This window comes from Streptomyces sp. PKU-EA00015 (assembly GCF_013387495.1).
Classification (GTDB): Bacteria; Actinomycetota; Actinomycetes; order Streptomycetales; family Streptomycetaceae; genus Streptomyces.
Map to the genome: position 1 here is coordinate 43,968 of NZ_JABZEE010000049.1, position 17,795 is coordinate 61,762.

Here is a 17,795-nt window from a genome sequence, read left to right on the forward strand (position 1 = left end):
CTGCTCACTCGGTGATCGTTCCTCGCAGATAGCCGGCGGCGTGGCGGGCGCGCTCGAGCACGTCGTCCAGGTCGTCGCCGTAGGTGTTGACGTGCCCCACCTTGCGGCCGGGCTTCACGTCCTTGCCATACATATGGATCTTCAGCTGCGGGTCCCGCGCCATGCAGTGGAGGTAGGCCGCGTACATGTCGGGGTAGTCGCCGCCCAGAACATTGCACATCACGGTCCACTTGGCACGCGGGCGCGGGTCGCCGAGCGGCAAGTCGAGCACGGCACGGACGTGGTTGGCGAACTGGGAGGTCACCGCGCCGTCCTGGGTCCAGTGGCCGGAGTTGTGCGGGCGCATCGCGAGCTCGTTGACGAGCAGCCGCCCGTCCGCCGTCTCGAAGAGCTCGACCGCGAGATGGCCAACGACGCCGAGTTCCTTGGCGATGCGCAGCGCCAGCTGCTGTGCCTCGCCGGCCAGCTCGTCCGACAGACCGGGCGCGGGCGCAATCACCGTGTCGCAGACGCCGTCGACCTGCTGCGACTCGACGACGGGGTAGGCGACGGCCTGGCCGTGCGGGGAGCGGACGATGTTCGCCGCGAGCTCGCGGACGAAGTCGACCTTCTCCTCGGCGAGGACCGGCACACCGGCCTTGAAGGGGGCCTCGGCGTCCGCCTGCGTACGGACGAACCACACGCCCTTGCCGTCGTATCCGCCCTGCACGGTCTTGAGGATGATCGGGAAGCCCCCGCCCTCCTCGGCGAAGGCGGCCGCGTCGGCCGGGTCCGCCACGATGCGGTGGCGCGGGCAGGGCGCGCCGATCTCCCTGAGCTTGGCGCGCATGACGCCCTTGTTCTGGGCGTGCACCAGCGCGTCGGGGCCCGGCCGGACGGGGATGCCGTCCGCCTCCAGGGCCCGCAGGTGCTCGAACGGCACGTGCTCGTGGTCGAAGGTGATCACATCACAGCCGCGCGCGAACTCACGCAGGGTGTCCAGGTCGCGGTAGTCGCCGATGACGACATCGCTGACGACCTGGGCCGCCGAATCCTGGGGGGTGTCACTGAGGAGCTTGAATTTCAGGCCGAGGGGGATACCCGCCTCGTGGGTCATACGGGCGAGCTGACCGCCGCCGACCATGCCGACTACCGGGAACGTCACCCCTTCAGGGTATCCGCCGAGCCGACCGGCCCTGTCCGCCGTAGGTTCCGACAAGCGATGTAGTGGCCGTCACATCACTCTCAGGACTCACAGGCGACCCGGAGAGCCGCTGGTTAGCATGGCGGTGTCGACGCTGCCGCTCGACACTGCCGATCCGATGAGGCTGGTCCCCCGATGAGTGAACCAGGCGGAGGACTGCGCGGGCGGGTACGGCAGCTCGCGCGCGAGGTCGCCAAGTTCGGCGCGGTGGGCGGCGCGGGCGTATTCGTCAACCTCGGGGTCTTCAACGTGGTGCGGAGCACGACCGAGATCCCGGTCGTCCGGGCGTCGATCATCGCCACGCTCGTCGCGATCTGCTTCAACTACGTGGGTTTCCGCTACTTCACCTACCGTGACCGCGACAGGAGCGGCCGGACCCGGGAGCTGACGCTGTTCCTGGCGTTCAGCGGGGCCGGCCTGGTGATCGAGCACGGCATCCTGTACGCGGCGACGTACGGCTTCGGCTGGAACACCCCGCTGCAGAACAACGTGTTCAAGTTCCTCGGCATCGGGATAGCGACGCTGTTCCGGTTCTGGTCGTACCGCACCTGGGTATTCCGGGCGCTGCCCGTGCAGCAGGCCGAATCGCTCCTGGAGCGGCGACGGGCGGGGGCCGGGCCGGAGCCCGTGCCCGACCGCGCCGCCCGCTGATCCGGCGGCCGCGTCACCTCACGGTCGGCCTGTCGTCGTCCTTGCGCTTGTGCGCGACCCTGCTCAGGAACAGGGCGAAGACCGGCGGGTGCTGCTGGAGCAGTTCGAGCCTGCCGCCGTCCGCCTCCGCGAGGTCCCGGGCCACGGCCAGGCCGATGCCGGTGGAGTTGCGGCCGCTGATGGTCCGCTCGAAGATGCGGGCCCCGAGGTCCGCCGGGACGCCGGGCCCCTCGTCCGTCACCTCGACGACGGCCTGGTTGCCGGTCACCCGGGTCCGTACCGCGACCGTGCCGCCGCCGTGCATGAGCGAGTTCTCGATGAGCGCGGCGAGCACCTGGGCGACCGCGCCCGGCGTTCCGACGGCCTGCATGCCGCGACGGCCGGAGTGGACGATCGCGCGGCCCGCGCTGCGGTAGGCCGGGCGCCACTCCTCCAGCTGCTGCTTGACGACCTCGTCGAGGTCGAAGGCGACGGCGGAACCGATCCGGGGGTCGCGCGAGTTCGTCAGGAGCCGCTGCACCACGTCGGTGAGCCGCTCGACCTGGTTCAGCGCGATGCTCGCCTCCTCCTTCACGGTAGCCGGGTCGTCGGTGACCGTGATCTCCTCCAGCCGCATCGACAGCGCGGTCAACGGGGTGCGCAGCTGGTGGGAGGCGTCGGCGGCGAGCCTGCGCTCCGCGGTGAGCATGCGGGCGATCCGCTCGGCGCTGGCGTCCAGCACGTCGGCGACCCGGTCCAGTTCGGGGACCCCGTAGCGCCGGTGGCGGGGGCGGGGGTCGCCGGAGCCGAGCCGTTCGGCCGTCTCGGCGAGGTCGGTGAGCGGCGCGGCGAGCCGGTTTGCCTGCCGTACGGCGAGCAGGACGGCCGCGACGACGGCGACCAGCGCCACCGCGCCGATGATCAGCAGCGACCTGCCGACCTCGCGTGTCACCACGGAGCGGGACTCCTCCACGGTGACCGTGATGTTGCGCGCGCCCTCAGCCGTGCCGCGGATGATGCTGCCGCCGGGCCGCTTGCCGATCTCGATGGGGTCGCGGCCCGCGATGCTGATCAGGGCGTAGCGGGTGACGTCGCCCTGCTGGGCGATGATGTCCGGATTGACCGGCTCACCCCCGACCAGCCTGCTGTCGACGATGCTGGCCAGGCGCAACGCCTCCGAGTCCACGCTCTCCTGCGCGCTGCTGCTGATGGTGCGCGTCTCGACGATGACCAGCGAGACACCGAAGACGGCGATCACGACGAGCACCACGGCGAGCGTGGAGTGGATCAGACGGCGGCGCATGGGGTCTGCGTGTCAGGGCTCATGGCGTGTGCCTATCAGGACTTCTCGAAGCGGAAGCCCACGCCGCGCACGGTCGCGATGTACCGGGGGTTGGCCGCGTCGTCGCCGAGCTTCTTGCGCAGCCAGGAGATGTGCATGTCCAGGGTCTTGGTCGACGACCACCACGTGGTGTCCCAGACCTCGCGCATCAACTGGTCGCGGGTGACGACCCGGCCGGCGTCGCGCACGAGGACGCGCAGCAGGTCGAACTCCTTGGCGGTGAGCTGGAGCTCCTCCTCGCCCATCCAGGCGCGGTGCGACTCGACGTCGATCCGCACGCCGTGCGTGGCGGGAGGGGGCGCGGGCTCGGCGGAGCCGCGCCGGAGCAGGGCCCGGACCCGGGCGAGCAGTTCGGCGAGGCGGAACGGCTTGGTGACGTAGTCGTCGGCACCCGCGTCGAGACCGACCACGGTGTCCACCTCGTCCGCCCGCGCGGTCAGCACCAGGATCGGCACGGTGTGCCCGTCGGCGCGCAGCCGCCGCGCGACCTCCAGGCCGTCCATACCGGGCAGCCCCAGGTCCAGCACGACGAGATCGACGCCGCCCGCGAGTCCGGCGTCGAGCGCGCTCGGACCGTCCTCGCGCACCTCCACCTCGTAGCCCTCCCGGCGCAGGGCTCGGGCCAGTGGCTCGGAGATGGATGCGTCGTCCTCGGCGAGCAGTACACGGGTCATGAAGGTGATGGTAGTCCGCATGGCCCAGCCGCCGGGGCGTGATCCACAAGGGCTCGGTCTTAGGCGTGCGATCCTGGTGATGACCTTCGATTCAGGGCAGATGGTTCCGTGTTTACCTGTGATTCATATCTCAAGTCCTTTTATATGCCGCACTGTCGTGGCGTATGGTGTCGAGACGCCTGAAGTAGTGACTGAGGACCTTTGGACGATCCACGCGCCAAAGGTCTCATTTCTGCAAAGGGTTGTCCTGCCGGTCTTGACGGCAGCGCGAAGTGACCCCACCGGGCGCGTCACCGCTCACGAAGCGCCGCGTCCCGAGCGAGCAAGGATCGACATGGCGTCCAGCCTGACGAGGGACTCGGCCGGCACCGCCGGCCCGGAGAAGACGTTCCTCGGCCACCCCCGCGGTCTGGCCAATCTCTTCATGACCGAGATGTGGGAGCGCTACAGCTTCTACGGCATGCGGGCTCTGCTCGTTCTCTACCTGTCGGCCACCGTGGCCAAGGGCGGTCTCGGCTTCGACACGGCTACCGCCGTCGCCGTCTACTCCGTCTACAACGCCATGGTCTACCTGCTCGCCCTGCCGGGCGGCTGGTTCGGCGACCGGGTGTGGGGTGCGCGGAAGACCGTGGCGGTCTCCGGCACGGTCATCATGGTCGGCCACTTCATGCTGGCCCTGCCCATGGAGATCTCGTTCTTCATCGGTCTGGCGCTCATCGCCGCCGGTTCCGGTCTGCTCAAGGCCAACATCTCGACGATGGTCGGCCACCTCTACCGGGACAAGAACGACCCGCGCCGTGACGGTGGCTTCACGATCTTCTACATGGGCATCAACCTCGGTGCCTTCGTCGCCCCGCTGACCATCGGTTACGTGGGCCAGAAGATCAACTGGCACTACGGTTTCGCCATGGCCGGTGTCGGCATGGCCCTCGGTCTCGCCTTCTTCTTCCTGGGCTTCCGCAACCTGGCCCCGGAGTCGAACCAGGTGCCCGCCCCGCTGTCCGACGCCGAGCGCGCCGGCATCGTCAAGAAGGCCCTGCTCTGGCTCGCCGTCGCGGCCGCCGCCTACGGCGTCGTCGGCCTCTCCGGCTCGTTCAGCATCGACTGGGTGCTGTGGCCGCTGACCATCCTGGGTCTCGTCCTGCCCGCCTGGTACCTGATCCGTATCAAGCGCGACTCCGACCTGGAGCCGGTCGAGCGCTCGCGGATGTCGGCGTACGTCTGGTTCTTCGTCGCCGCCGCCGTCTTCTGGGGCATCTACGACCAGACCGGTTCCACGCTGAGCCTGTTCGCCGAGAACAACACCTCGGGCACCCTGTTCGGCTTCGACTTCCCGGCCAGCTGGTTCCAGTCGCTGAACCCGCTGTACGTGATGGCGCTCGCCCCGGTCTTCGCCTGGCTGTGGGTCGCGCTGGCCCGCCGCTCCAAGGAGCCCAGCACGCTGGTCAAGTTCACGCAGGGCCTGGTGCTCATCGGCGCCTCGTTCTTCGTGATGATGCTGGCCCAGGCCGCCTCCGCGGGCGGCGTCATGGTGACCCCGCTGTGGCTGTGCTCGGTCTACCTGATCCAGACCGTGGGTGAGCTGACCCTGTCCCCGGTCGGCCTGTCGCTGACGACGAAGCTGGCGCCCGCCAAGTACGCGTCCCAGATGATGGGTGTCTGGTTCCTGGCCGTCACCGCCGGCGACTCGGTCATCGCCCTGCTCCAGCTGATGGGCGCGCCGACGGACACCGAGTGGTGGTTCGCCAGCCAGGGTGCGCTCGCGGTGCTCGGCGGTGTCGCGATCTTCATGTACCGCAGGAAGGTGCAGCCGCTCATGGGCGGCGTGCACTGACACGCCCCGTACCCGCACGGAGGGCCGCCGCACCGATTCGGTGCGGCGGCCCTCCGCCGTTCAGCGGGTGCCGCGCAGGCGCTGCCACGGCGTGAACGTGAAGACCGCGCCGCCGAGCAGGATCGCCGTGCCCGCCACCAGGGCCAGGGCGCGCAGGGCGCCGGTGTCCTCGGCGCCGGTCTGGGCCAGGCCGCCGCTCGTGGCCGAGCCGCCGGCGCCGCCGCTCGTGCCGCCCCCTCCGGTGGAGCCGCCGCCGGCCGCTCCGCCCGGCTGGGCCGAGGTGTCGAGTTCGAGGGAGAACGGCACGTCCGCCGGCGGGGTGCAGGTGGTGGTCGTGCCGAGCGCCTTCACCGTGAGGACGCCCGGGCTCAGCGTCGTCCGGCCCGTGGCACCGGGCTTGTACGTGCCCGTCAGGTCGGGGATCTCGATCGGGTCGCCGGCCTTGATGGGCTCCTTGTTCGTCGGCCCCTCGACATGGACGAAGCCCTTGTCGGCGCCGCCGAGTTTCACCTCCATGGACGGCTTGACCGAGTCCTTGGGGATGTCGGCCGGGCTGTCCATGACGGACTTGGAGAACTTCACGGTGAGCCCGTAGTCGCCGCCGTTCTTCCTGGCGTTGATGCGGACCGGGGAGACGGCGTTCTTGTCGCCGATGGGGGTCTTGCACTCGTAGGCGACCTCGATCTCCTTGCCCTCGAAGTCCGTCTGGTCACCGCCACCGCCGCCGGACGTCCCGCCGGAGCCGCCGCCACTCGTCGTGCCGCCGGAGCTCGTGCCGCCGGAGCTCGCCCCTCCGTCCGTCGTACCGCCGGAGGCGGTTCCGCCGGAGCTCGTGCCGCCCGACGTCGTGCCGCCGGAGGCGGCTCCTCCGGAACTCGTGCCGCCGCCCTGCGACACCTTGATCGTCGCCCCGACCCGGACCGTCTCCTTCGGCGCGCACCTGGTGTCCGTCGAGATCGGCTTCGAGACGTTGATGGCGTACGGCCCCGGTGTCAGCGTGACCTCGCCCGCCTTCTCCAGCTTCAGCGTGCCCTTCATGTCGGGCAGCACCATCGGGCTGTTCTTAGGGATCGGCGGGTTCTGCCGGGGCCCCTCCATCGCCAGCTCGCCCGTGGCGGCGCCGCCGAGGGTGATCGTGCCGGTCGGTTTGACCGTGTCCTTCTGCAGGTCCAGGATGTCCGGGTTCCTGGAGGCGGCCTGGACCGTCTTCCAGACCACCTCGACCTCGTCGCCCACCTTGGCCTCCGCCGGCGCGGTGATCTGCACCGTGGTCGTGCCCTGGACGGGCGGCAGGCCGGAGATCGGCGGCGGAACGCACTCCGTCGCGTACGAGACCTCGGCGGCCTGTGCGGGGCTCGCGGCCAGCAGGATCCCCGCGCCGCCGAGCATCAGCGCGACCCCGGCCGCGCTCATCCTCCGTTGCGTACTCACGAATGTCCCTTCGTCGTGGGCCGGTCGGTCCGGTTCTCTGACGGTGCGGAGTCAGGGGTGAACCACGGCAGTGCCGCCGTGGTGGTCGAGGGGGAGGCGGGCGGGCGGGCCCGGCCGGTGCGGCGGGCGTGCCGCGAGCCCGGCGGCCGTACGCGGTCGACGACCGCCATGCCGATGCGGAACAGCGCCGTGGGCACCACCAGGGCCAGCAGGATCCAGAAGACGGTCACGCCCCAGGGCCGGCCGACGCCCCAGGGCTGTTCGGCGACGACCTTGCCGCCGTACTTCACCGAGACCGCGTAGTCGCCGTGGGCCCCTGCCGCGAGCCGGACGGGCAGTTCGATCCGCGCCTTGGCCCCCGGCTTGATCGTGCCGCGCCACTGCTGCTCCTCCCACTGGGGCGCGAACACCCCGTGGGCGGTACCGACCTGGAAGACGGGGTCCTTCACGGGCGTCGTCCCGAGATTGCCGACGGTGAACTCGAGCGTCCGGGAGGGCGGGGCGCCGAAGAGGACCAGCAGGCCCGACGCGCCTTGCAGCCGGGTGGGGGCGAGGACGGCGAGGCGGCCGTCGCCCGTCTGCTCGGGAAGCGGTGCGGTGGGGTGGCCCGCGACGACGAACTCCGCGTCCACCACTTGCTGTTCCCCGGTCACGGTGGCGACGTGCACGACACAGGGACACGGCTCGGGCGGCTCGGCGACCGGCAGCTTCTTGTCGAAGACGCCCCGGGAGTCGGTGGTGACCGCGCGTCCGTCGGCGTTGGCGCAGGAGTTGGTGCCGCCGATGACGCCCGTGCCGGGCGAGGACTTCCCGCAGATCAGCAGGATCAGCAGGGTCTTCGCCCGCCACCCGGCACCGCTGACGGTGAGGTCCCCGCCCTTGCCCGCCTGGGACGCGGACAGCTCGACGGTCGGGGTGGGCGCGGGCGTGCCCAGCGCGGAGGCCGCGGGCAGGAGCAGGAGCAGAAGGGCCAACAGGGCGGTGGGAACGGCACGTTGCATGGTCAGGCTCCTGCTCCCGGCGGTCGGCGTTCGGAGACGGTGCGGCCACGGCGGCGGCTCGGCACGCGGCGGCGGAGGACCAGGGCCGCCGCCGTCACGGCGCACGTCAGCAGCGTCGCCGTCACCGGCCAGGCCGCGAACGTCCGCGAGACGGTCGCCTCGGCCCGGGCGGCTCCCGGCGCGCCGGCCGTCACGCGGATGTCCACGGCGTCCAGGTGCGGCGGGTCGGACCAGGGTTCGGAAAGGGTGACCCGGCGGCCCGGGGGCAGCTCGGCCCGCACGCGGGCGGGGCGGCTGAGGACCTCGCCGAACAGGCCGTCCGCGCGGAGCGCCACCCGCGGCGTCAGCGGCGTGTTGCCCCGGTTCACGAGGGCGTAGCGGATCGAGCCGTCCGCGTACGACACGTCCTCGACCGTGAGGGCCGCCAACAGCGGCCCGCGCACCCGCAGATGGAGCCGCACCGGTTCCTCACGGCCCCGGCCGGACGCCGTGATGGTTGCCGTCCGGCCGCCGGGCGGGGTGCTCGCGGGGAGGGTGACGGTGAAGGGGATCTCCGCGCGGGTGCGGGCGGGGACGGTGACCGTACGGGCGGCCAGCGCGATCCACGGCCCCGCCGCCTCGGCCCGCAGGCGCAGGGTGAGCGGCTCGCCGGACCGGTTGGTCACCGTGAGCCGGTCCTCCAGTACGGCGCCGGGCGCGCCCTCCAGGTACAGGTACGCGCGGTCCGGCGCCCACGGCCCGGACGCCGCCACCGCCGGAGGCGCCGCCGGGAGGAGCGGGGCCGCCGTGAGCGCGAGGACGAGCGCGAGCGCGGCCCGCACGGTCAGCCCGCGGCCCGGCCGCCGCCGCGCCGGGTCAGCCACAGGACGCCCGCGGCACCGGTGAGCAGCACCGTCCCGCCGAGCGTGCCGAGTGCCACGGCCGAGTCCAGCGGGCCCGTCCTCGGGAGCCGCGAGGACGCGGACGCCGTGCCGCCGCCCGCCGCCGTGACGTCCAGTTCCAGCGACGGTCCCGGGTTGTTGCGCGGTGTGCACGTGGTCGTCGTGCCGAGCGCCTTGATCGTCAGCACGCCCGCGGTGAAGGTGACCTTGCCGCTCCTGCGCGGGGTGTACGTGCCCGACAGGTCGTTGATCTTGATGGGCGTTTCGGCGGGGATCGCCGCGGCGTTGGCCGGGCCCGACACCCGCACCTCTCCCCGGTCCGCGCCGCCCACCTGGATGACCGCGCTCGGGTTCATGGCGCCCTTGCCCAGCTCGACCGGGCTGGACGAGACGCCCTTGCGGAAGGACATCGTGAGCCGGTAGGCGCTGCCGCTCCTCTCGGCCCTGATGTCGATCGGCGAGACCGCCCCCTTGGGGCCGATGGGGGTCCGGCACTGGTAGTCGACGTCGACGACGGCGGCCTGCGCGGCGGGGGCGGCGATCAGCACCGCCGAGCCCGCCACGGCCGCTGCTGCCGCGAGAGCTGTCCGCTTGCGGTTCCGGTACGACACCTCGGTTCCCCTCGTGCGCGCATGGACTGACGGCGTTACTGACGGCACATCAGATCGGGGGCTCAAGGTACGCCGGGGGCCCTGGGGAGGGAAGACAAAGAGCACGCCGTATCGGCGTGCTCCACAAGAGAATTCGGCAACGGCCTGCGCAACGCTCACGCGGGTGCGGCGAGTTCGGCCCACACCGTCTTCCCCGGCGAGCCGGGTGTCCGCACGACTCCCCAGTCCAGGCAGAGGCGTTGGACGATGAACATGCCGTGGCCACCTGGCCGTCCCGCGCGGTGCGGGGTGCGCGGTGCGGGCTGGCCCGTGCCGCGGTCGGTGACCTCCAGACGCAGGACCTTCCCGTCGCAGCCGATGCGCAGTTCCTCGGGGCCCTCGGCGTGCAGACAGGCGTTGGTGACCAGTTCGGAGACGACCAGCAGCACGTCCTCGGCCGCCGCCCTGCGGTCCGCCGTCCCGGCGGGCAGCCAGCCCCAGTCGTGGAGCGCCTGCCTGGTGAAGTCGCGGGCGAGCGGAACGATCCCGCTGGCGCTGCCGAGCGAGAGCCTGCGCACCGCGCCGCCGACCGGTGCGGCGGATACGGGCACGGTCGGCGCCGCGGCGGCGGCTCCCGGCTCGGGGCCGAGATCGCCCGGCTGTTGCTGCCGGGTGGTGCTCATCAGCGCTTCACCTCACCGATTCACCGGTTCACCAGTTCGCCATGGATTCAGTACGCAGAGTATTGGGCGTTCAACGTTCTGCGGGGGTTCTCCTGCCCGACCGAATCGTGACAACACCCACTAGGTCGGCACGGCGCACGTGACGCCGGCTACAGGTGCGGCACGGCGGGCCCCGGACTCAGTCGGACAGGGCCGCTTCGAGGGAGTCGTGCACGGTGAAGACCGCCTCGGCTCCGGTGATCTCGAAGACCCTCGCCACCACGGGCTGCATCCCGGCCAAATGGACCCCTCCCCCACCGGCCTCTGCCTTCAGCCGGGCACCCAGCAGAACATTGAGCCCGGTGGAGTCGCAGAAATCGAGGCGTGAACAGTCGATCACCAGGCGCACACGGCCTCGATCGATCGCCTCGTCCAGGGGCGCGCGCAGCAGTTCGGCGGTGTGGTGATCCAGCTCACCCGCCGGCTGCACGATCTCGCTGCGGCCCTCGGTCCGAACCTCGACCTGAAGCCGGCCCCGACTCACGCTGCCGACCGTCTCGCGGTCCATGCCGTCCCTCTTCGCCGTGTCGTTCGCTGCGTCGTCCACCGTTTCGTGCCACACGTCACACGCCGCCACTCGGGCGGCGCCGGACGCCCGACGAACCCTACGCCTTCCCCGCGTCGACCGGTACCCGAACTACCCCCCAATGCGGACATACGCGACATACGCCACTTGCGATCGGCCCTGCCGAGCCGGTAGGGCTAGTAAGGACACACCGACACGGCCGGCTTTGGAGGCGCCGCTCACCGCAGCAGCATGCATGGCATCGGCAGCCATATGCCGAGAACGATGGAGGAGACCATGTCACCCCGGCTCGACGAACCGCGTACCCCCACCGCGCCGTCGGCACACCCCGCCCGTACGACCGCTCACGACCCCGCCGAGACGACCGGTCCCGGCGCCGCCGCGACCGACGTGGCGCCCCAGGCAGCCGCCGCGTGCGACGCGGCGGCCGAAGCCGCCGTGACCGAGGCCGCGCCTGCAGGACAGCAGCAGTCCGCGGGCCTGGAAGACCTTGCGGATCTGCCGGCGATTCCGCCTTTCGACGAGGTGGACTCGCTGGACGCGCGAGCGCTGTCGAAGACGCTCTTCGAGCGGCTCACGATCCTCGAAGAGGGCACGCACGAGTACGCCTACGTCCGCAACACGCTGATCGAACTCAACCTGGCCCTGGTCAAGTTCGCCGCCTCACGGTTCCGCACGCGCAGCGAGCCGATGGAGGACATCGTCCAGGTCGGCACGATCGGCCTGATCAAGGCGATCGACCGGTTCGAGCTCAGCCGGGGCGTCGAGTTCCCCACGTTCGCGATGCCGACCATCATCGGCGAGATCAAGCGCTTCTTCCGGGACACGTCCTGGTCGGTGCGGGTGCCGCGGCGGCTGCAGGAACTGCGGCTCGACCTCGCGAAGGCCGGTGACGAGCTCTCCCAGCAGCTGGACCGCACGCCCACCGTCGGCGAACTCGCCGAACGCCTCGGCATCGGCCGGGACGAGGTCGTCGAGGGCATGGCGGCGAGCAACGCGTACACCGCGAGCTCACTGGACGCCCAGCCCGAGGAGGACGACACCGAGAGCGCGCTCGCCGACCGCATCGGGTACGAGGACCACGGCCTCGAGGGCATCGAGTACGTCGAGTCCCTCAAGCCGATGATCGCGGGGCTCGCGCCGCGGGACCGCACGATCCTCAGCCTGCGGTTCGTGGCGAACATGACGCAGTCGGAGATCGGCGAGGAGCTCGGCATCTCGCAGATGCACGTGTCCAGGCTGCTGACAAGGACGCTGGTCAAGCTGCGCAGGGGGCTCACTCTGGAGGAGTGAGCCGACCGCTCCCACTGCCTCCGGAAGGGTCCGCTCCGTCAGGAACGGGCCCTTCCCCCGTCGTGGAGCCCGTCAGGGGCCGCAGGGCCCGTCAGGGGGCGGCGGGCGGTTGCAGCGCGGCCGTCACCGCCGCCTCCGCGTGCAGCCGCGTCGTCGGGAACACGGGCACCGGGCTGTCGTCCGCCCCGATCAGCAGCTCGATCTCCGTGCAGCCGAGGACGACGCCCTGCGCGCCCTCCGCGACGAGCTCGCCGATGACCCGCCGGTAGGCGGCCCGGGACTCCTCGCGGACGACTCCGAGGCACAACTCCTCGTAGATCACCCGGTGGACGAGGGCGCGCCCGGCGGCGTCCGGAGTGAGGACCGTCAGGCCGTGGGAGGCCAGCCGGTCCCGGTAGAAGTCCTGCTCCATGGTGAAGGCGGTGCCCAGCAGGCCCACGGTGGCGAGGCCCTGCGCCCGCACGGCCGCGGCGGTGGCGTCCGCGAGGTGCAGCAGCGGCACACCGACCGCGTCCTGCACCTGGCCGGCGACCTTGTGCATGGTGTTGGTGCAGATCAGCAGCAGGTCCGCGCCCGCCGCCTCCAGACCCTTCGCGGCCTCGGCGAGGATGTCGCCGGCCCGCTGCCACTCGCCGGCGACCTGCAGTTCCTCGATCTCGGCGAAGTCCACGGAATGCAGGACGCACTTGGCGGAGTGGAGTCCGCCGAGGCGTTCCCGTACGAGCTCGTTGAGGAGCCGGTAGTACTCCGCGCTGGATTCCCAGCTCATGCCGCCGATCAGTCCGATGGTTCGCATCGGGCCACTGTCGCATGTCGCTGCCCGGGCGGGTGCGTCCGCCCGTGACACTGGTCCGCACAGCCCGGCCGTACGAGAGGACACCCGTCATGCCCCCTGTCATCGCCGTCACCGGAGCGAGCGGACGCGTCGGCGGCCGGGTGGCGGCCAGGCTCTCGGCGGCGGGCGTCGCGACCCGGCTGGTGGGCCGCGATCCGGCCCGGCTGCCCGAGCTGTCCGGCGCGGTCGCCGCGCCCCCCGCCTCCTACGGCGACGGCGAGGCGATGCGGCGGGCCCTGGACGGCGCGGACACGCTGTTCCTCGTCTCGGCGCACGAGGCGCCCGGCCGGGTCCAGGAGCACCACACGGCCGTGGACGCGGCACTCGCCGCGGGCGTCGGGCGGATCGTGTACATGTCGTTCGTGGGCGCCGCGCCGGACGCGACGTTCACCTTCGCCCGCGACCACTTCCACACGGAGGAGTACATCCGGGCCCGCCGGATCCACCACACCTTCCTGCGGGACAACTTCTACCTCGCCGCGTTCCCGGCGATGACCGGCGCCGACGGGGTGCTGCGCGGCCCGGCCGGACAGGGCCGGGTGGCCGCCGTCGCACACGACGACATCGCCGACGCGGCGGCGGCCGTGCTCCTCGACGGGCCCGGTCCGCACGACCGCGCGGTGTACGACCTGACCGGTCCCACCGCGTTCTCCCTCGCGGAGGCCGCGGCCGAACTGACCCGCGCCACCGGCCGCACCGTGCGCTACGTCCCCGAGTCCGAGGACGAGGCCTACGCCTCCCGTGCCGGCTTCGGCGCCGAGGAGTGGGAGGTGACGGGCTGGGTCACGTCGTACGAGGCGATGGGCGCCGGCGAGATGGCCGCGGTCTCGGACGCGGTGCCGCGGCTGACGGGACACCCGGCGCAGTCGCTGCGCGAGTACCTGGCCGCGCACCCGCGCAGCTACGCGCACCTGCTGCCGTAGCCCTGCCCCGAGCGGATCGGCTAGACCCGCTTACCGGCTCGCCAGACCTCGCGCACCAGCGGCACGCCCGGCCGGTAGGCGAGGTGGACATGGCTCGGGGCGTCCAGCAGGGCGAGGTCCGCGCGGGACCCGGGCGTGAGGCGGCCGACGTCCGTACGGCGCAGGGCCGCGGCGCCGCCCGCCGTGGCGGACCACAGCGCCTCGTCGGGTGTCATCCCCATGTCGCGCACGGCGAGCGCGATGCAGAACGGCATCGAGGACGTGAACGACGAGCCCGGGTTGCAGTCCGTCGACAGCGCGACGGTGGCGCCCGCGTCGATCAGACGGCGCGCGTCCGGCCACTCGGCGCGGGTGGAGAACTCCGCGCCCGGCAGCAGGGTCGCGACGGTCGCGCTGCCTGCGAGGGCGTCGACGTCCGCGTCCGTGAGGTGGGTGCAGTGGTCGGCGGACGCGGCGTCCAGCTCGACGGCGAGCTGCACGCCCGGGCCGTAGCCGAGCTGGTTGGCGTGCACGCGCGGCAGGAGGCCCTTCGCCTTGCCCGCGGTCAGCACCGCACGCGCCTGGTCCCCGTCGAACGCTCCCTTCTCGCAGAACACGTCGACCCAGCGGGCGTGCGGCGCGCACGCGTCCAGCATCTCGCCGGTGACGAGGGCGACATAGGCCGCCGGGTCGTCGGCGTAGTCCGGGGAGACGACGTGCGCGCCGAGGTACGTCACCTCGTCGGTGTGCCGGGCGGCGATCCGCAGCGCCCTGGCCTCGTCCTCGACGGTCAGCCCGTACCCGGACTTGGTCTCGAACGTGGTCGTGCCCTGGCGCAGGGCCTCGTCGAGATACCGCGTGAGGTTGGCCTCGAGCTCGTCGTCGCTCGCGGCACGGGTGGCGGCGACGGTGGTGCGGATGCCGCCGGCGGAGTAGGCCCGGCCGGACATACGGGCGTTGAACTCCTGGGTGCGGTCGCCCGCGAAGACGAGGTGCGAGTGGGAGTCCACGAAGCCGGGGATGCAGGCGCGGCCCCGGGCGTCGTGCCGCAGGTCGGCGTCGGGCGCGTCCTTGGCGGCGCCGGCCCAGGCGACGCGGTCGCCGTCGATGACGAGCGCGCCGTTCTCGACGAGCCCGAGGGGCCCGTCGCCGAGGGCGGGGTCGTTGGTGACGAGGGTGGCGATGTTGGTGACGAGAGTGGTGGTCATGGGGTCCTTTCGGGGGGTTCCTTTTCCCCACCCCCTTCCCGAACCGGGCTCCGCCCGGGACCCGGTACCGCGCTTCGCGCGGTGTCCTCAAGCGCCGGACGGGCTGATTTCGCTCCGCGAAATCCAGCCCCGCTGGGGGCACCTCCCACGGCCGCCAGGCCGTAGGGGGAGGGCGGGTGGGGCAATGTCATCGGCGCAGCGCGGCCACCGCCTCCGTGAGCGCCGAGCCCACGTCCGGGACCAGAACGTGCGAGCCGTCGCGCACGACGCGGCGGCCCCCCACCACCACGTCCCGCACGTCCGCCGCGCCCGCGGCGAAGACCGCCGTCTCCGCGCCCAGCCTCGGCACCGGTCCGGCCGTGCGCACCGAGTCCAGCGTGACGGTGGTGAAGTCCGCGAGCGCGCCCTGCTCCAGGCGGCCCGCGTCGGGCCAGCCCAGTGCGGCGTGGCCGTCCGCCGTCGCCGCGCGCAGCAGCGCCGCCGCCGTCCAGTGGCCGCGCGTACGCGAACGGAGGCGTTCGTTCAGCTCCATCGCCCGCGCCTCCTCGAACAGGTCGATCACCGCGTGGCTGTCGCTGCCGAGGGACAGCGGCGAGCCGGCGGCCTGGAGCGCGGGGGCGGGTCCGATGCCGTCGGCGAGGTCGCGTTCCGTCGTGGGGCACATGCAGGTGCCCGTCGCCGTGCCGCCCAGCAGCGCGATGTCCTCGTCCGTCAAGTGCGTGTTGTGCACCCCGGTGGTGCGGGGGCCGAGGACGCCGTGGTCGGCGAGCAGCCGGGCCGGTGTCACTCCGTGCGCCGCGAGGCAGGCGTCGTTCTCCGCGGTCTGCTCGGAGAGGTGGACATGGAGGGGCGCGTTGCGTGCGGACGCCCAGGAGGCGACCGTCGACAACTGCTGTGCCGGGACCGCCCGTACGGAGTGGATCGCCGCTCCGATGCGTACGTGCTCGCCGTCCTTCAGGGCGTCCGCCCGCTCGGCCCAGGCGTCCGCCGTGCCGTCGGAGAAGCGCAGCTGGTGCCGGTTCGGCGGCTCGCCGAAGCCTGAGGACAGGTACGCCGTGTCGAGCAGTGTGATGCGGATGCCCGCCTCGGCCGCGGCCGCGATCAGGGCCTCGCCCATGGCGTTCCGATCGGCGTAGGGCGTGCCGCCGGGCGCGTGGTGGACATAGTGGAACTCGCCGACGGCCGTGATCCCGGCGAGCGCCATCTCCGCGTACACCGCGCGGGCCAGCGTGAAGTACGTCTGAGGGGTCAGCCCGGACGCGACCTGGTACATGACCTCGCGCCAGGTCCAGAACGTGCCGCTGCCGAGCTGGACCGTGCCGCGCAGGGCGCGGTGGAAGGCGTGCGAGTGGGCGTTCGCCAGGCCCGGGACGGTGAGCCCGCGCAGGACCACCGCTCCCGGCGGCGGGGCGTCCACGCCCGTGCGGACGGCCGCGATGCTGCCGTCGCGCACGTCCAGTGCCACACCCGGCTCGACGTGGGCGCCGAGCCAGGCGTGTTCCAGCCAGTAGGTCACCTGCACGCCAGGCCCTCCAGTACGTCGGCGAGTGCGATCACCCCGGCCACGCAGTCGTCCTCGGGCGCGAATTCCGCCGGGGAGTGCGAGACCCCCGTGGGGTTGCGTACGAACAGCATGGCGGTCGGAACGGACGCGGACAGGATTCCGGCGTCGTGTCCGGCGCCCGTGCCGAGGACCGGCACGGCACCGCCGAGGATCCTGTTGAGCTCGTCGCGCAGCGCGTGCTCGAACTCGATCACCGGGGTGAACGACTCCCGTACGACGGCCAGGTCCACTCCGTCGCGGTCCGCGCGCTCCTTCGCGGCGTGCTCGATCGCCGTGACGACGGCGTCGAGCGCCGCCTGGTCGGGGGCGCGCGAGTCGAGCCAGCCGCGGACGAGCGAGGGGATGGCGTTGACTCCGTTCGGCTCGACGGAGATCTTGCCGAACGTGGCGACGGCGCCCGCGAGTTCCGCCTCGCGGCGGGCGGCGAGCACGGTCTCCGCGTACGTCAGCATCGGGTCGCGCCGGTCGACGAGGCGCGTGGTGCCGGCGTGGTTCGCCTCGCCGCGGAAGTCGAAGCGCCAGCGGCCGTGCGGCCAGATCGCGGAGGCGATGCCGACCGCGTGGCCGGTCCCCGCGGCGGAGCCGCTGTCCATGGCAGCGAGGGCGCGGCCCTGCTCGACGTGCAGCTCGACGAACGCGCCGACACGGGCGAGCCGTTCGGGATCGGGCCCGATGGCGGCCGGGTCGTACCCGGCGGCCTCCATCGCCCGGGGCAGGCTGATCCCGTCGCCGTCACGCAGCTCGTACGCGGCCTCCCGCGTCAGCTGCCCGGCGGCGAGCCGGGAGCCGACACAGGCGAGCCCGAACCGGGCGCCCTCCTCGTCACCGAAATTGGTGACGGCGAGCGGCCGGGTGAACTGCGCACCCCTGCGGCGGAGTTCGTCGAGCGCGGCGAAGGAGGACACGACACCGAGCGGCCCGTCGAAGGCTCCGCCGTCGGGGACGGAGTCGAGGTGCGAGCCGGTGACGACGGCGTCACCCGCGGAGGGGTCGCCGAGCCAGGCCCACTGGTTGCCGTTGCGGTCGGTCTCGTAGGCGAGCCCGCGCGCCTCGGCCTGCTCCTGGAACCAGGCGCGGCACTCGCGGTCGGCCTCGGTCCACGCGTACCGGCGGTATCCGCCGGTGTCGGCGTTGCGCCCGATGGGCTTGAGCTCCCGCCACATCTCGTGGAACGACGTG

General features: G+C 72.3%; 17 protein-coding genes. 4 read left to right on the forward strand and 13 right to left on the reverse strand.

Annotated features, from left to right (window positions below; all coding sequences use genetic code 11):
* Positions 1-4: 4 nt before the first annotated feature.
* Positions 5-1,144, reverse strand: a complete 1,140-nt coding sequence (locus tag HW130_RS26965; protein WP_177152327.1) for a 5-(carboxyamino)imidazole ribonucleotide synthase — start codon at positions 1,142-1,144, stop codon at positions 5-7.
* Between the two features lie 174 nt (positions 1,145-1,318).
* Here HW130_RS26965 and HW130_RS26970 point away from each other — a divergent pair, with 174 nt between their 5' ends.
* Positions 1,319-1,834 (forward strand): GtrA family protein, encoded by a 516-nt coding sequence (locus HW130_RS26970; RefSeq protein ID WP_177152328.1) that lies wholly within the window; start codon positions 1,319-1,321, stop codon positions 1,832-1,834.
* Between the two features lie 13 nt (positions 1,835-1,847).
* Here the strand turns inward: HW130_RS26970 and HW130_RS26975 are convergent, their stop codons facing one another.
* On the reverse strand, positions 1,848-3,116 hold the full coding sequence (locus HW130_RS26975) for a HAMP domain-containing histidine kinase (RefSeq protein ID WP_177152329.1): 1,269 nt from the start codon (positions 3,114-3,116) through the stop codon (positions 1,848-1,850).
* Between the two features lie 35 nt (positions 3,117-3,151).
* A complete protein-coding gene (locus tag HW130_RS26980) occupies positions 3,152-3,829 on the reverse strand; it encodes a response regulator transcription factor (RefSeq protein WP_177152330.1) in 678 nt (225 codons plus the stop codon).
* Positions 3,830-4,163: 334 nt separating this feature from the next.
* On the opposite strand from HW130_RS26980, the gene HW130_RS26985 reads away from it, so the two are divergent.
* Positions 4,164-5,663, forward strand: a complete 1,500-nt coding sequence (locus HW130_RS26985; protein ID WP_177152331.1) for a peptide MFS transporter — start codon at positions 4,164-4,166, stop codon at positions 5,661-5,663.
* A 60-nt stretch (positions 5,664-5,723) separates the two neighbouring features.
* Here HW130_RS26985 and HW130_RS26990 read toward each other — a convergent pair whose 3' ends face one another.
* The 6 genes from HW130_RS26990 to HW130_RS27015 form a co-directional block, all read right to left on the reverse strand.
* Positions 5,724-7,076 (reverse strand): hypothetical protein, encoded by a 1,353-nt coding sequence (locus HW130_RS26990; protein WP_177152332.1) that lies wholly within the window; start codon positions 7,074-7,076, stop codon positions 5,724-5,726.
* Between the two features lie 14 nt (positions 7,077-7,090).
* Positions 7,091-8,095, reverse strand: coding sequence for a hypothetical protein (locus HW130_RS26995; RefSeq protein ID WP_177152333.1), 1,005 nt, complete (start codon positions 8,093-8,095; stop codon positions 7,091-7,093).
* Between the two features lie 2 nt (positions 8,096-8,097).
* The gene (locus tag HW130_RS27000) at positions 8,098-8,958 is read right to left on the reverse strand and encodes a hypothetical protein (RefSeq protein WP_309140591.1); all 861 of its coding nucleotides are present in this window, start codon (positions 8,956-8,958) and stop codon (positions 8,098-8,100) included.
* Positions 8,919-9,587 (reverse strand): peptidase, encoded by a 669-nt coding sequence (locus HW130_RS27005; RefSeq protein ID WP_177152334.1) that lies wholly within the window; start codon positions 9,585-9,587, stop codon positions 8,919-8,921. Before HW130_RS27005 ends, HW130_RS27000 begins: the two co-directional genes overlap by 40 nt.
* A 155-nt stretch (positions 9,588-9,742) precedes the next feature.
* Positions 9,743-10,249: an ATP-binding protein gene (locus tag HW130_RS27010; RefSeq protein ID WP_177152335.1), complete on the reverse strand. Its 507-nt coding sequence runs from the start codon at positions 10,247-10,249 to the stop codon at positions 9,743-9,745.
* A gap of 178 nt (positions 10,250-10,427) precedes the next feature.
* Positions 10,428-10,796, reverse strand: coding sequence for an STAS domain-containing protein (locus HW130_RS27015; RefSeq protein ID WP_177152399.1), 369 nt, complete (start codon positions 10,794-10,796; stop codon positions 10,428-10,430).
* A 282-nt stretch (positions 10,797-11,078) separates the two neighbouring features.
* On the opposite strand from HW130_RS27015, the gene HW130_RS27020 reads away from it, so the two are divergent.
* Entirely contained in the window at positions 11,079-12,107 is a 1,029-nt protein-coding gene (locus HW130_RS27020) for an RNA polymerase sigma factor SigF (protein ID WP_375256591.1), read from the forward strand.
* A gap of 91 nt (positions 12,108-12,198) precedes the next feature.
* On the opposite strand, the gene HW130_RS27025 is transcribed toward HW130_RS27020, so the two are convergent.
* A complete protein-coding gene (locus tag HW130_RS27025; protein ID WP_177152336.1) occupies positions 12,199-12,903 on the reverse strand; it encodes an aspartate/glutamate racemase family protein in 705 nt (234 codons plus the stop codon).
* An 89-nt stretch (positions 12,904-12,992) separates the two neighbouring features.
* Here HW130_RS27025 and HW130_RS27030 point away from each other — a divergent pair, with 89 nt between their 5' ends.
* On the forward strand, positions 12,993-13,865 hold the full coding sequence (locus tag HW130_RS27030) for an NmrA family NAD(P)-binding protein (protein ID WP_177152337.1): 873 nt from the start codon (positions 12,993-12,995) through the stop codon (positions 13,863-13,865).
* 20 nt (positions 13,866-13,885) lie between these two features.
* Here the strand turns inward: HW130_RS27030 and hutI are convergent, their stop codons facing one another.
* From hutI to HW130_RS27045, 3 genes are all read right to left on the reverse strand, one after another.
* Complete coding sequence (gene hutI / locus HW130_RS27035) at positions 13,886-15,052, reverse strand: imidazolonepropionase (protein WP_177152338.1); 1,167 nt, start codon at positions 15,050-15,052, stop codon at positions 13,886-13,888.
* Positions 15,053-15,239: 187 nt separating this feature from the next.
* Entirely contained in the window at positions 15,240-16,574 is a 1,335-nt protein-coding gene (locus HW130_RS27040) for a formimidoylglutamate deiminase (protein ID WP_177152339.1), read from the reverse strand.
* Positions 16,565-17,779, reverse strand: coding sequence for an allantoate amidohydrolase (locus HW130_RS27045; RefSeq protein WP_177152401.1), 1,215 nt, complete (start codon positions 17,777-17,779; stop codon positions 16,565-16,567). Before HW130_RS27045 ends, HW130_RS27040 begins: the two co-directional genes overlap by 10 nt.
* Between the last annotated feature and the right edge of the window lie 16 nt (positions 17,780-17,795).

Bases quoted from the DNA above. Each gene is read 5' to 3' on its own strand.
- HW130_RS26980 (WP_177152330.1), bottom strand. From the start codon at position 3,829: ATGACCCGTGTACTGCTCGCCGAGGACGACGCATCCATCTCCGAGCCA.
- HW130_RS26975 (WP_177152329.1), bottom strand. From the start codon at position 3,116: ATGCGCCGCCGTCTGATCCACTCCACGCTCGCCGTGGTGCTCGTCGTG.
- HW130_RS26985 (WP_177152331.1), top strand. From the start codon at position 4,164: ATGGCGTCCAGCCTGACGAGGGACTCGGCCGGCACCGCCGGCCCGGAG.
- HW130_RS27010 (WP_177152335.1), bottom strand. From the start codon at position 10,249: ATGAGCACCACCCGGCAGCAACAGCCGGGCGATCTCGGCCCCGAGCCG.
- HW130_RS26970 (WP_177152328.1), top strand. From the start codon at position 1,319: ATGAGTGAACCAGGCGGAGGACTGCGCGGGCGGGTACGGCAGCTCGCG.
- HW130_RS26990 (WP_177152332.1), bottom strand. From the start codon at position 7,076: ATGAGCGCGGCCGGGGTCGCGCTGATGCTCGGCGGCGCGGGGATCCTG.
- hutI (WP_177152338.1), bottom strand. From the start codon at position 15,052: ATGACCACCACTCTCGTCACCAACATCGCCACCCTCGTCACCAACGAC.
- HW130_RS27025 (WP_177152336.1), bottom strand. From the start codon at position 12,903: ATGCGAACCATCGGACTGATCGGCGGCATGAGCTGGGAATCCAGCGCG.
- HW130_RS27030 (WP_177152337.1), top strand. From the start codon at position 12,993: ATGCCCCCTGTCATCGCCGTCACCGGAGCGAGCGGACGCGTCGGCGGC.
- HW130_RS27015 (WP_177152399.1), bottom strand. From the start codon at position 10,796: ATGGACCGCGAGACGGTCGGCAGCGTGAGTCGGGGCCGGCTTCAGGTC.
- HW130_RS27020 (WP_375256591.1), top strand. From the start codon at position 11,079: ATGGAGGAGACCATGTCACCCCGGCTCGACGAACCGCGTACCCCCACC.
- HW130_RS26995 (WP_177152333.1), bottom strand. From the start codon at position 8,095: ATGCAACGTGCCGTTCCCACCGCCCTGTTGGCCCTTCTGCTCCTGCTC.
- HW130_RS27045 (WP_177152401.1), bottom strand. From the start codon at position 17,779: ATGTGGCGGGAGCTCAAGCCCATCGGGCGCAACGCCGACACCGGCGGA.